This is a genomic window from Pseudobdellovibrionaceae bacterium (assembly GCA_020635075.1).
GTDB lineage: Bacteria > Bdellovibrionota > Bdellovibrionia > Bdellovibrionales > UBA1609 > JADZEO01.
Map to the genome: position 1 here is coordinate 60,447 of JACKAM010000001.1, position 12,521 is coordinate 72,967.

Annotated in this window: 14 protein-coding genes; 13 read left to right on the forward strand and 1 reads right to left on the reverse strand. The window is 50.6% G+C overall.

What is annotated here, in order from left to right; translation table 11 throughout:
- The first annotated feature begins 106 nt into the window (after positions 1–106).
- The gene (locus H6624_00280; GenBank protein ID MCB9082743.1) at positions 107–1,579 is read left to right on the forward strand and encodes a sigma-54-dependent Fis family transcriptional regulator; all 1,473 of its coding nucleotides are present in this window, start codon (positions 107–109) and stop codon (positions 1,577–1,579) included.
- Between the two features lie 45 nt (positions 1,580–1,624).
- Here the strand turns inward: H6624_00280 and H6624_00285 are convergent, their stop codons facing one another.
- Positions 1,625–2,773, reverse strand: a complete 1,149-nt coding sequence (locus H6624_00285) for a PAS domain S-box protein (protein ID MCB9082744.1) — start codon at positions 2,771–2,773, stop codon at positions 1,625–1,627.
- 182 nt (positions 2,774–2,955) lie between these two features.
- On the opposite strand from H6624_00285, the gene H6624_00290 reads away from it, so the two are divergent.
- The 12 genes from H6624_00290 (at position 2,956) to H6624_00345 (ending at position 12,501) form a co-directional block, all read left to right on the forward strand.
- Entirely contained in the window at positions 2,956–3,360 is a 405-nt protein-coding gene (locus H6624_00290) for a response regulator (protein ID MCB9082745.1), read from the forward strand.
- Between the two features lie 188 nt (positions 3,361–3,548).
- Complete coding sequence (raiA, locus tag H6624_00295; protein MCB9082746.1) at positions 3,549–3,851, forward strand: ribosome-associated translation inhibitor RaiA; 303 nt, start codon at positions 3,549–3,551, stop codon at positions 3,849–3,851.
- A 12-nt stretch (positions 3,852–3,863) separates the two neighbouring features.
- Complete coding sequence (locus tag H6624_00300) at positions 3,864–4,328, forward strand: CBS domain-containing protein (GenBank protein MCB9082747.1); 465 nt, start codon at positions 3,864–3,866, stop codon at positions 4,326–4,328.
- A 1-nt stretch (position 4,329) separates the two neighbouring features.
- Positions 4,330–5,070: a HAMP domain-containing histidine kinase gene (locus tag H6624_00305; GenBank protein MCB9082748.1), complete on the forward strand. Its 741-nt coding sequence runs from the start codon at positions 4,330–4,332 to the stop codon at positions 5,068–5,070.
- 21 nt (positions 5,071–5,091) lie between these two features.
- Complete coding sequence (locus tag H6624_00310) at positions 5,092–5,937, forward strand: MBL fold metallo-hydrolase (GenBank protein ID MCB9082749.1); 846 nt, start codon at positions 5,092–5,094, stop codon at positions 5,935–5,937.
- Positions 5,938–5,950: 13 nt separating this feature from the next.
- Entirely contained in the window at positions 5,951–6,538 is a 588-nt protein-coding gene (gene thpR, locus H6624_00315; GenBank protein MCB9082750.1) for an RNA 2',3'-cyclic phosphodiesterase, read from the forward strand.
- A 165-nt stretch (positions 6,539–6,703) separates the two neighbouring features.
- Positions 6,704–7,849 carry a hypothetical protein gene (locus H6624_00320; protein ID MCB9082751.1) on the forward strand — a complete coding sequence of 382 codons (1,146 nt, stop codon included), beginning with the start codon at positions 6,704–6,706 and terminating at the stop codon, positions 7,847–7,849.
- Between the two features lie 129 nt (positions 7,850–7,978).
- A complete protein-coding gene (locus tag H6624_00325) occupies positions 7,979–8,326 on the forward strand; it encodes a hypothetical protein (protein MCB9082752.1) in 348 nt (115 codons plus the stop codon).
- 159 nt (positions 8,327–8,485) lie between these two features.
- Entirely contained in the window at positions 8,486–8,977 is a 492-nt protein-coding gene (locus H6624_00330; GenBank protein MCB9082753.1) for a hypothetical protein, read from the forward strand.
- Between the two features lie 70 nt (positions 8,978–9,047).
- Positions 9,048–9,728: a helix-turn-helix transcriptional regulator gene (locus tag H6624_00335; GenBank protein ID MCB9082754.1), complete on the forward strand. Its 681-nt coding sequence runs from the start codon at positions 9,048–9,050 to the stop codon at positions 9,726–9,728.
- A gap of 82 nt (positions 9,729–9,810) precedes the next feature.
- On the forward strand, positions 9,811–11,661 hold the full coding sequence (locus H6624_00340; GenBank protein MCB9082755.1) for an ABC transporter ATP-binding protein: 1,851 nt from the start codon (positions 9,811–9,813) through the stop codon (positions 11,659–11,661).
- A gap of 135 nt (positions 11,662–11,796) precedes the next feature.
- Positions 11,797–12,501, forward strand: coding sequence for an FKBP-type peptidyl-prolyl cis-trans isomerase (locus H6624_00345; GenBank protein MCB9082756.1), 705 nt, complete (start codon positions 11,797–11,799; stop codon positions 12,499–12,501).
- The last annotated feature ends 20 nt before the right edge of the window (positions 12,502–12,521 follow it).

The window sequence follows — 12,521 nt, forward strand, 5'->3', positions numbered from 1 at the left end:
TTGAATTCCTGAAAATAAGGGTAAAAACCCTGGACTTAGGGGTAAAACGAGGCAATATTGCTCAATAAACGGGCGATTTGCCCGCAAAGAGGAGATATTTTGTCCCATGACTGAGCGAGGCAGTATCATCGTTGTCGACGATGACAATGAAATGCGGGAGATGGTGACCGAGTTTCTTTCTAAAGCTGGTTACCAGGTGACGGCCTTTCCATTAGCGACCAAGGCCTTTGAGCATCTTAAAGCGATTGTGGACACCGAAGGCAACCTGGATTGTGTAGATCTAGTCCTGTCCGATATTCAAATGCCTGAGATGGATGGAATTGAGTTTGTTGAGCGGATGAAGCGGCTCTGTTCCGAGGTGCCGGTGATCCTCATCACCGCCTTTGGTAGCATTGAATCAGCCATTGAAGCCACCCGAGTGGGAGCTTACGACTACATTGTAAAGCCCTTTAAGCTCGCCGAAGTGGAAGTGCGGGTCGCTCGTGGCGTGCAGGTTCGCCGTTTGAAAATGGAAAACCAGGTGTTGCGCACTGAAGTGCAGAGAAACTGGTCGGCCGGCAAGTTGATCGGCAAGTCCAAGGCCATGCATTCGGTGTTTGAGTTGGTGGATCGCGTGTCCAAGGCCAACGCCAATGTGTTGATCACGGGAGAAAGCGGAACAGGGAAAGAAATGGTGGCCAGAGCCATTCACGAAGGGGGGCCACGGGCCAATCGCCCCTTTGTGGCCATTAACTGTACGGCCATTCCTGAAACCCTTTTGGAGTCAGAACTCTTTGGTCATGCCAAAGGTTCATTTACCGGGGCGGTTAATCGCAAGCGCGGTTTGTTTGAAGAGGCTGAAGGCGGAACCCTATTTTTGGATGAGATTGGCGATCTGGACATGGCTCTTCAGGCGAAACTGTTGCGTGTTTTACAGGAGCGCAAGATCAAGGCTGTTGGTGACAACACCTACAAAGACATTGATGTGCGCATTGTAGCGGCGACTCACAAAGATCTCAGTGAGGCCATTAAGGATGGCCGATTCCGTGAGGACCTGTATTATCGTTTGGCCGTGATTCCTATTCACATTCCTCCTCTGCGTCATCGTAAGGAGGACATTCCGATTCTGGCGAGATTCTTTTTGCAAAAGTATGGTTCTGCCAATAACTCTCCTGTGAAGGGGTTTTCCTCTTCAGCAGTCGAAAAGCTGATGAATTACCGCTGGGATGGAAACGTCCGTGAATTGGAAAACATCATTGAGCGTGTCGTAGTTCTGAGTACCAAGGAAATTATCGATGCTCCGGACCTGCCAGTTTCTGGTGGAACAGACACCGTTGAGGAGTTTTTTGCTACGGCGGTTTCCAGTTTGCCAACCGTCGCCGACTTGGAGCGCCGCTATATTAAGTATGTTTTAGATAAGACCGGCGGTCGCAAGGAAAAAGCCTCACAGATTCTGGGCATTAACCGCAGAACTTTGTATCGTAAAGAGCGCGAGTATGGCTTTGTGGACGACGGGCCTAAGAAGCCGGAGATGCCGGTACAGGCAGAAACTTCGGAGTTGCACCGGGGAGTGGAGTCGCCCCCCACGTTACCTCACTAACGGGCAAGAGAGTGCTGGGCATTCACTCGCAGGTGGCGAAAGTCCTTATTGTATTTGTGGAAGCTGAAGGGTGAAAGTAAAGCGAGTGCCTTTGCCCTCGGTGGATTCAACAAAAATCGTCCCCGACATTTCATTGATAATCCGATTGACGATGGACAGGCCAAGGCCTGTCCCCTGTCCCGTGGGTTTTGTGGTAAAAAAGGGCTCAAACACCTTTTTTAGGTTTTCTGGGGCAATTCCACAGCCACTATCTTCAATGGTGATCTCGGCACGATCCACAGTGCGACGACCAAGAACACGAATATATTGAGCATTTTTTTCTGCGGAATCGTCTCTTTCGAGTTTCTTCTCAATGGCATGGACAGCATTGACCATGAGGTTGATCAAGACTTGTTCCAGTCGGCCATCATCGGCAAAGGCCACCATGCCTTCTTCCAAATTGACTTCAACTTCAATTTTGTTCTTGCGGATCTTGGGAGCCAGCAGATCCAAAACCTCATCGACCACCGGCCGAATCTCCAGAATATCCAATTCCAAATCCGCCGAGTTGGAGCGACTGAGCTTCAGCAATGAGCCAATAAACCCTGAAATGCGATCTGTTTGCTTAATGATGATATCCAGATTCTTTTTCAGGTTTTCGTCACCCTCAGCATCCATCAGCAGCATTTCTGCTCGGCCGCGAATCACGCCGATCGGGGTTCCCACCTCATGGGCCATTCCGCTGGTCAGTACGCCGATGGTTGCCAGACGATCTTGCTGTTCCACCTGGGCCTGGAGATATTTTTGCTCTGTCAGGTCAAGGGCAATGCCCATGTAGCCAAGCACTTCGCCGGATCGTGAGCGATAGGGGGTAACGGTCAGAAGCACCGGCACTTCCTGGCCATCTTTGGCCTTATTGACCAATTCACCCTTCCAATAGCCGATTCGGGGATCCGTAATTTTCGACCACATTTTTTGGTAGAATTGGGAATCTTGGTGTTCTGAGCGCAAAATACTTGGGGTTTGACCGAGAGCCTCTTGGGCTGAGTACCCATAGGCTCTCGACCAGGCCTCGTTCACGTAAATCAGTCGTCCCTTGAGGTCTGTCACCATCACGGGTTCACTACAGCTCTGCACACACTGGGCGAAGAGCTGGTCCTGACTGAATAGTTGTGAGATTCCCACCTGATCCATCACTGGAGGTAAATAACACACTTCTCCAAAATTGACCTAATTTTTACACGGTCTTTTTTGGCACAAATCCTGCTGTTCTTTCAGGTATGCCGCCCTGAAATCGAACCCGGAACGCATGGGGGGAGGATGAGGGGACAAAGAGACGAACACCGCAGGGGCAAGAGGGTAAAATTGTCTCGCGGGACCAGGAACAGGTGTAGAAAATGGCTGCCAGGGTGAAAACCGACAAACACATCATGGTCGTGGAAGATGACGCGGCTATGCAGGAGCTGATCAAAGAGTTCCTGGAAGGGCGGGGATTCCGCTTGAGTGTATTTCGTTCGGCATTGAAGGCCTTGGAGGCTCTTAATGCGGCAGCAAAAGGAGGGATTCCTCCGGTTGATCTGGTCATTTCTGACATCAATATGCCGCAGATGGACGGTTTTGAATTCCTCCAGTTGGCTCAACAGACGATGCCTGAGGTCCCTGTCATATTGATTACAGCCTTTGGCAATCGGGTCACTGAAAAGGCAGCCCTTCAAGAGGGGGCTGTGGCCTACTTGAACAAACCATTTTCTCTGGCCGAGCTCCACCAGGTGGTCTCGTCCCACGTGACGGCGACGGCTTAAAACCCAATTCTTTCCTAGATTTAGAACACATTAAGATCTCAGTCTTGTGTTGCTCCTGTCCCCATGAATGGGCCATAATTTCCCATCTATGTGGCTCCATTTGATTCAGATCGAATTGAAGGGCGAGCCGTACCTCCATTTGGTGGTACAAAACTTGAAATCTAGTCGCCGATAAGGAAGGAGGCTGTATGTTTAATATAATAAGCGAAGACTTTGACCTGACCCCTGCCATTCGTGAAGGGATCAAAGAAAAGGTGGATCAAGTAAATGAACACCTGAGGAAGGAGCACTCCGTCTCCGTATACCTCTCCAAGACAAGTGATCAGCTCTTTACGGTCAGAATGAATGTTCGACTGGGCAAAAAAAACATCACCAGCTCGGATACGGACCGGGACTTTTACGCGGCTCTTGCCAAAGCTAAAGACCACCTGATCCGTCAGGTTGATCGTCGCAACAAAAAGCGCATTGCCATGCGCCACCGTCAAAACTAAGGGGAACCAAGCATGTCCACTGTGGAAACAATTACTGAGGGGAAATTCGCCCCCCAAGTGAAGGACTTAATGACCAAAGACGTCTTCACACTCTTTGAAGACGATAATATTAAATTTCTCAAAGATCTGATGAAGTGGCAGAGGATCCGTCATGTACCGGTCGTCAACCAGGATAACGTTCTGGTCGGCCTCGTCACCCATCGGGATTTCCTCAAAGCCGCCATTTCGCGTCTGGCCCAGGTTGAAGAGTCTGATGAAAGCTCTCTTTATCGGGAAATTCCTGTTTCTGAGGTGATGAGAAAGAACGTGACAACAGTTCATGCCGACACCCCTTTGGCCAAGGCAGCTGAGTTGATGTTCACGCAAAAATATGGATGTCTGCCGGTGGTGGAGAGTGGCCGTCTGGTTGGCATTATCACCGAAGCTGACTTTGTCCGTTCTTTTTATGAATGGAATGTGAATTTCACGGAGTCCTAAGGTGAAGAAATCTGGTCGCAAGCAGGATTCCATTGAGGCCCAGCTGCTTTTGCAGGATCGTCTGGCGTCGGTGGGATTGCTGGCAGCCGGTCTGGCCCACGAAATGGGCACCCCATTGGGGACCATTCGTGGGCGGGCGGAAATGTTGCTCGCCAGGCATGACCAGGGAGAGGATGGTGATTCTTTAAGGGCTATCCTCGGGCAGGTGGATCGGGTGGCTGCTCTTCTGCAAACACTAGTTCGATTTTGTGCATCTGCGGACCCGAGTGAATTTACCTCGGTCTCTGTTCGCAGGGCGACGGAGGAAGTCATCGAACTGGTGCGTTCCGAGTGTGAATCCCACGACATTAAAGTGACCTGCGTGGTGCCAGATGAAGCCCAAGTGTTTGGTACTTTGGCTCACTTGGAACAGATTCTGGTCAATTTACTGGTAAATGCCATTCAGGCTATGGAAGAGTGCGGCGATACAGTATCCAAGGAAATTCGCATTTCGGCGGAGAAGTACGAGGATGAGTGGGTTTTGCGGGTGACTGATTCCGGACCAGGAATTCCAGCTCACATTCAGACAGAAATTTTTCGCGCCTTTTACACCACTAAAGAAATCGGTCGTGGCTCTGGCTTGGGCCTGACCATTTCGGCGAAATTGGTCGACGAGCTTGGTGGTAGGATTCACCTCAGTGAGTCCGGTTCTGACGGCACGACCTTTGACCTCTACTTTCCAGTATATAAAAATAAGTCTTAGTATTTAGCACTGGAGATTTTCTTGCTGCATAGTCTCCCCTTGGTGGAATGGACTCACGGTGAATGGACCATCAAAGGCTCAACCATCGCTGGAATCGGGACTTGTTATTTGATACCAGGTCTTAACGTGGCATTTGACGTTGCACAGGGGCTTCCTCAATTTATTGGCGTGTCTCGACTGTTTATCACTCATGGGCACATGGATCATGCCTCTGGTATTCCCTATTTGATTTCACAAAGAGGTCTGGCCCATTTGTCCGCACCCGAGTTTTATATGCCGTCGCACATGGTGGCTCCGATGAAGCAAATCATGGCGACGTGGGAGCAAATGGAGGGCCATCAATATCAATTCCACTTCAATTCGGTCAAACCGGGCGAGGCTATTCCCTTGCGAGCCGACTTGGTAGTGAGGCCTTTCGAGGCCCACCATCGAATTCCCGCGCTCGGTTATACGCTGTTGAGGAGAAAAAAGCGACTGAAGGCTGAGTTTGCCGAATTAAAGGGTAAGGAGATCCGTGAGTTGCGCAAAAGCGGTACTGAGGTGGAGGAGAATTGGGAAGAGCCTGAGGTGAGCTTTTCAGGTGATTCTCGCATCGAATTTTTTGACAATAACGAGTTGGTCCGCAGGAGTCGTATTCTGTTCATGGAAGTCACCTATATTGACGATCGCAAGTCGGTGGAAAATGCCAGGGATTGGGGTCATGTTCATTTGGATGAGCTTCTTCCCCGCTTGGACCAATTTGAGGGTGAGAAGATCGTGATCACTCACCTTTCCAGTCGCTACAGTGTCAATGAGTGCATCAAAATTCTCGATCAGAGGGTTCCGAGTCATTTGCGGTCCAAAGTTGATGTCTTTCCCCAAAGTTAAGGTGGTTGGCGAAATGGAACCTAAAAAGCGACTGTTCTTTGCCATTCAACCGGAAGGCCTCAAAGACTCCCCTGAAATTCAGACTCTCGTCAAAAAGTTGCGGATTGGCGTTGATCGCCGAGGCTGGGAGGTCAAGTGGACTCCTGATGTGAACTGGCATTTTACTTTGAGCTTTGTTGGTGAGACAGAGGAGGAAAGAGTACCAGAGATGTTGGATATCCTAAAAAATGTGGCGGAGCATGGCGCCCATTTTAATCTCCCCCTAAAGGGAGTAGGGGCTTTTCCCTCGGAAAGGGAGGCTCGCGTCTTGTGGGTGGGGGCTCCTGCCAAACGATCTTTGGTGGAGCTGCAACAGACGTTGGCGGGTGAGTTGGAAAAACGGGGTTTTCCCATCGACGAGAGAGGCTACAGGCCCCACCTGACCGTGGGTCGATTGCGCAACCCTAAAGGCGTTGGCGATCTCATTTCCCCCTTTGTGCGCAATAAATTTGGTGAGTTTCAGGTTACCGAGATTTTGCTCATGGAGAGCGTTCAGGCCCGATTTTTCCCAGTCTACAAGATCCTCGCCCGCGAACCCTTGATGGGTCTTGTCTCAGAATGAGATTGTGTCGTATTTTGCGACAGCTGTTTAGCCTAATGAAGGCATTTCTTCCTTAAATCCAACTAGTTAGCCCTCAGTTGGTCTCCTGATTTGCAGTATAAAGGTGTACGAATTGTTTTGGGTGGTTCAGGTCCTTCGGACCTGGCGTGAGTTTCGGGAGGGATAATGAAGTCACGATCTGCGGGTGTTCCCAATATCGCATATTTGGCATTGATACTTTGCTTGGCCTTGCTTGTCAGCCTCAGCATGGGTTGTAGCAAGCAGGGGAAGGATTTTTCTCAGGAAAACCAGAGTTCTTCGGCCCCACCAGACAATGGCAAGGTGGCCACACTGGTCTTCTCCACAACGCCCAATGGGGCGGGAGCGACCACCTTTCGCCTCACAGACACTATTTACGGACGCATCCTCAACAGTGGGCCCGGTGCTTCCGGTTGCGCCGAGACCTTTGGCGTTAATGATGGGTTTTGTCAAACTCCGAGCAACTACACGTCTATGCCGAACAGCGATTGGACCTTTGATAATTTAACCAATGAATGGACGGCCACATTTTCTGCGGGGATTTTCAAAGAGGGAACCCACAAGCTTTATTGGAAAAACCAGGGGACGAGCAAGGCTGGATTTGTTTCCATTCAGGTGTTGCCTGCTGACAAGCCTTTGATGGTGGCGGTTGAATTCCCTTACAACAAACCGGAAACCACTTATTACCCCTACGAGGCCATTTACTTCCAAGTGGCCCAGGCGCCAAAAACCGGATCTCAGGGCTGTGCTGAGGTGGTCGGGACACAAGATGGCTATTGCTCGACTCCGACGAACTGGACGGATATGCCGGCCAATGGTTGGACCTACTCGAACACTCTTCAGCGATGGGAATTGTTGCTCAAGCCAGGTGAGTTTCCCCAGGGGGCTTATCGATTGTTTTGGAAGAACAAGAACACCAATGCAGTCAGTGATCCAATCATTATCACCATTGCCGCCGATGCAGGGCCGACAATCGTATTTTCCAAAACTCCTTTTGGATCGGCCGACACCAACTTTAAAACCAGTGACACCATTTATGGGTATATCATCAACGGTGACCCTGCCAATTCAAAGGCTTGTGCCGAAGTCAAAGGTGAAAGCGATGGCTTTTGTAACAATCTTTCAGCCTGGACAGCCATGCCCAACGCGGATTGGACCTATAGCCAAACCAATCTGAGGTGGGAGGCCACCTTTGCTCCTGGCCGATTTTCCCCGGTGGAATTCACCGGCTGGTGGAGAAACGTGACCACCGGTAACAAGAGCGCCGGGAGTACGGTCAAAATCACCGAATGAGTTGGTGCGTCACAATGGCAGGGGGCTTCGCCCCCCTGTAACAATGTCATTTTCCATTATTAGGTTGATCTATTCTGGGCCCTCTCATAGCTGTTGAGCTGAGTTCTTGCAGTGCTTAGGGGGTTCCTAATGGGGCTTATGAGAATATTGGCGAGTGTGTCTGTCGTCTTCCTTCTTTTCTCCGCTCAGGCGGGGGAATTTTCCAAGATTGATCAAGTGGTTCGCGACACGATTGTGGATGCCTACTCCCAGGGGTGGGAAGATGACCGGTTCAACATGTCTCCTGATGACATTTGGGCACTGGAGATCGATCCGGAGAATGCTGACGGCTGCTTGGTCACGGTTACTGGTTTGGCCAAGAAGCCTGGCTACTGGGGAAGTCAGACCGCCCGTTTTTGGGTTTGCGTCACTCGCGATGAGGCTGGAACTGGATACGAGGGCGAACTCCTCGACGACGACATTATTGCCGACGAGTAAATTGCTCTGGCCGAGTAATTATAGACGTCAACTGTTGCCACTCTACTCCAGTCCAGTACTGAGGACATCTGTCCTCAGTATCTTCCTTGACCATTGGGTCTTCGATTGATCATGACCGATGGCCTCTTTAGTTTATTGAAAATAACTGAGGAGGATATCATGACTAAGATTTTAACTCTCTTATGCGTAATCGCCCTAAATGCTCCCGCTATTGCTGAAGTGAAGACCATGTCCTTTACCCCGGGTGTGTATAGTGGCGAAGGGATTCTCAGCAAGTCGGACTTCGGTCCCATCCCGTATCTCCTCACTTTGACCATCGGGACCTCGGGAAGCATTCGTCGTGTGCAAAGTCTCAAAGACGGGACAGTGATTTCCGATTCCCTTTGGCAAATTGTTTACGCCACTCAGGGTGGGGCCTTTCACTTCGTGGACCCAAATGGGGTGACTGTTGGCAATGGATTTTGTGGTAGTTTGGAGCACTGTCGGTACAATTTTGTCTACGATGATCCGGACCGAGGAGTGCAGGTATTTATCACCGAGGACTTGGTGCGAACCGACGATCGTTGGTCACGCAAGGGCCGGGTCTTTAAATCTGGTGCGACACGGGAGACCTTGGAAGAGTGGTCTGAGGTCTTGGTTAAAAATCCATAAAACCTGGGTTCCCTCTCTTGCCATGGGGCGGAATTCGTTGAAGAATTCCGCCTAAGCGGGAGAGACCAGGGTGGAAAAAGAGAGTCATGATGAATTCAGGCAACTCCTACAGGAGGAGTTGGACCGACGTATTAGTAAGAATCCAAGGTATTCCCTTAGAGCTTTTGCTGCCGCCCTCCAGGTGGACTCATCCCTGCTGTCAAAGATACTCAACAACAAACGAGCCATTAGTCTTTCCATGGCTGAGCACCTTATTGGTCGTCTGAATTTACCTCCTGGGAAGGCCGCTCAGTTGACGGCGAGCCATCGCCCAGAGCAACCGGTCATCCAGCATTTTGAGTCTGGAATTTACTTTGGTGAGGGCCTATGCACCAAGTCTGAGTCGGGTCCCTTCCCTTATGATCTTTGGTTGACGATCGAAGAAAGTGGTCGCATCACCAGATTGCAGAAGCTTAAGGATGGTACAGTTATTTCGGACTCTGAGTGGCAGATCGTCTATCCAACCCATGGGTCGTCCTTTCACTTTGTCGACAAGGATGGAGTGGTGATTGGCAACGGCATGGTAGGTGACGATCACTACATTCGCTACAGTTTTCACTACAGTGATCCGGCATTTGAAGGGCTGACTTTTTTCATTGAAGAGGACATCATCCGCGAAGGGGAATCCCTTCACCGGAAGGGGAGGATGTTTAAGCCTGGCTCGGGCAGGGAGACCCTTCAGGAGTGGCGGGAGACTCTGAGCAGAGTCTAGCGTTGACTGACTGCCGGTTGGAGCTGGGGCTAATACCATGAATGGCACCGGATTTGTCGGAAATTGAGTTGCCAGCAGGGAGATGGCCTTTTACACATGGGGCTTGTCTTTACCGGGAGATCTCATGCATCCGCTGAAGCGGCTCTTTCAGTATGCTACTGCCTACAGAGTTCGAATATACCTGGCTTCGAGTTTTTCTATCCTCAACAAAATCTTTGATTTGGCGCCACCCTTTTTGATTGGCCTGGCCGTGGACGTGGTGGTTAAGCGAGAGGCTTCGGCACTAGCCGTGTTGGGGATAGGGGATTTGATGACTCAGCTCTGGGTGCTGGCTGGTCTGACAGTTGTGATATGGGGAGCAGAATCGGTGTTTGAATACGCACACTCGATTTATTGGCGCTTCCTCGCCCAGCACCTGCAACATGATCTTAGAGTCGATGCCTATAGTCGTATGCAAAACTTGGACATGGTCTATTTTGAGGACCGTTCAACCGGCGGTCTCATGTCGGTCCTTAATGATGACGTGAACCAGCTGGAACGCTTTCTTGATGGTGGGGCCAATGAGATCCTGCAGGTTGGAACGACGGTGGTTTGTATTGGTGCCGCCTTTTTCTACTGGGCGCCACAAGTGGCGCTGTTTTCTTTTTCACCAATCCCCATTATTTTATTCGGCTCTTTTTTGTTTCAAAAGAGGTTGGCTCCTCGCTATCAAAAGGTTCGAGAAGCGGTGGATGTTCTCAATGGAACACTGGCCAATAATATATCGGGTATTGCCACGATTAAGAGCTATACAGCGGAAGGGCACGAAGTTCAGCGCATTGAGCGGGAGAGTCTTGATTACTCCCAGGCCAACCACCAAGCCATTCGCCTGAGCTCGGCATTTGCCCCTCTCATTCGCATGGCTGTGGTAATCGGCTTTGTGGCGACTCTGGTGATGGGAGGCTGGTTGGTGTTTCAGGGGCAGCTTGAAGTCGGAGTCTATAGCGTGTTGGTCTTCATCACTCAGAGGCTTTTGTGGCCCTTGACCCGACTAGGACAGACCTTTGATCAATATCAGCGGGCCATGGCTTCCATTCGTCGGATTTTTGGCCTTATGGACCGGCCGGCACGGATTGGCGACGGTCATCATCGACCAGACAGGATTCGCGGCGAGGTGGAATTCAAAGATGTTCACTTCGGTTATCGGCAAGGACTACCGGTCTTAAATGGCTTGAGCTTTAAGGTAAAGGCTGGACAAACAGTCGCCATTGTTGGAGCGACAGGGAGTGGCAAAAGCACCATCTTAAAACTCTTGTTGCGTTTTTATGAGGCTCAATCAGGAGAGATCCTGGTGGACGGAGTGCCTTTGCCGAAGTGGAATCTTCAATCCTTGCGTCAGGGCGTTGGCTTGGTCAGCCAAGATGTTTACCTCTTTCACGGCAGCGTTGGCGACAATATCGGCTATGGCGGCTTTGACGCCGACGAGGAGCAGATCCTCAAGGCGGCTCAGACGGCCGAGGCCATGGAGTTTATTGACCGTCTGCCCAGCGGATTGGACACCCTTGTCGGCGAGCGGGGACAAAAGCTCAGTGGCGGGCAGAAGCAGCGGGTGGCGATTGCTCGGGCGGTTCTCAAAGATCCTCCCATACTGGTTCTTGATGAAGCCACATCAAGCGTGGACAACGAGACCGAAGCCGCCATCCAACGATCCTTGGAGAGAGTGACAGTAAATCGCACCACTTTGGTGGTGGCCCATCGCTTGTCCACCATCCGCAGTGCCGATTGCATCTATGTCCTCGATGGCGGGGTGATCTCTGAGAGCGGAACCCATGAAGAACTTCTTCAGCGGAATGGAATTTATTCCTCGTTGTGGAAGGTGCAGACAGGCGAGGCTGTGAATATCTCGGGCTTGGGCAAAATGGCGCACAGCAATGTGGATGGCAGCAGGGCCTGATTGACCCCTTCACGGCACCTGAGTAAAGTGGCTCAAACGGCTAGGCCGGATGACCAAAATTAAGGAGAAATGATGAAGCATTTCAAAGTCTGGGGCTGTGCCCTGTTAGTGGTTGGGCTTTTTTCTTGTGATCAGATGGGCGGAGGTTCACTGAACTCAGACGAGTCCAAGTATTCATACGCTATTGGCTACCAATTCGCTAAGAACATGAAAGATCAGCAGGTCGAAATCAACTCCAAGGCTTTGGCCATGGCGATTGAAGATGTGATGAAAGATAAGAAGACCCGCCTGACTGAAGAAGAAATGCAGTTGGCGATGAAGACCATGTATGAAAAGCGCAAGGAGAAAGAGCAAGCCTCAGCGGTTGAAAACAAAAAGGCTGGCGATGACTATTTGGCAGCGAATAAAGATAAAGAGGGTGTGAAAACCACTGAAACTGGTCTTCAATACAAAGTGGAGTCGGAAGGTGACGGCCCCAATCCCAAAGAGGACAGTGTTGTAACAGTTCATTACAAAGGCACTTTGATCGACGGTAAGGAATTCGATAGTTCTTATGGCCGTGGTCAACCTGCAACCTTCCCTGTTGGTGGTGTGATTCCTGGTTGGCAGGAGGCTCTGAAGCTGATGAAAAAGGGCGCCAAGTGGAAGCTGTACATTCCGCCGGATCTGGCTTATGGTGAAAGAGCTCGCCCTGGAATCCCAGCTAACTCTGTTCTAGTGTTTGATGTGGAGCTCATGGATATTTCCACAGCTGAAGCGCACAAGAAAAAGATGGAAGCGGAAATGGAAAAGGCCCAGAAGGCTCAGGCTGACAAGGACAAGGAAAAGTCCACCAAGTAGTTGGTCATTGAATTTGAAGT

What these genes read in the sequence shown, in the direction of transcription:
- H6624_00280 (MCB9082743.1), top strand. Translation starts at nt 107, where the DNA reads ATGACTGAGCGAGGCAGTATCATCGTTGTCGACGATGACAATGAAATG.
- H6624_00290 (MCB9082745.1), top strand. Translation starts at nt 2,956, where the DNA reads ATGGCTGCCAGGGTGAAAACCGACAAACACATCATGGTCGTGGAAGAT.
- raiA (MCB9082746.1), top strand. Translation starts at nt 3,549, where the DNA reads ATGTTTAATATAATAAGCGAAGACTTTGACCTGACCCCTGCCATTCGT.
- H6624_00300 (MCB9082747.1), top strand. Translation starts at nt 3,864, where the DNA reads ATGTCCACTGTGGAAACAATTACTGAGGGGAAATTCGCCCCCCAAGTG.
- thpR (MCB9082750.1), top strand. Translation starts at nt 5,951, where the DNA reads ATGGAACCTAAAAAGCGACTGTTCTTTGCCATTCAACCGGAAGGCCTC.
- H6624_00320 (MCB9082751.1), top strand. Translation starts at nt 6,704, where the DNA reads ATGAAGTCACGATCTGCGGGTGTTCCCAATATCGCATATTTGGCATTG.
- H6624_00325 (MCB9082752.1), top strand. Translation starts at nt 7,979, where the DNA reads ATGGGGCTTATGAGAATATTGGCGAGTGTGTCTGTCGTCTTCCTTCTT.
- H6624_00330 (MCB9082753.1), top strand. Translation starts at nt 8,486, where the DNA reads ATGACTAAGATTTTAACTCTCTTATGCGTAATCGCCCTAAATGCTCCC.
- H6624_00340 (MCB9082755.1), top strand. Translation starts at nt 9,811, where the DNA reads ATGGCCTTTTACACATGGGGCTTGTCTTTACCGGGAGATCTCATGCAT.
- H6624_00345 (MCB9082756.1), top strand. Translation starts at nt 11,797, where the DNA reads ATGGGCGGAGGTTCACTGAACTCAGACGAGTCCAAGTATTCATACGCT.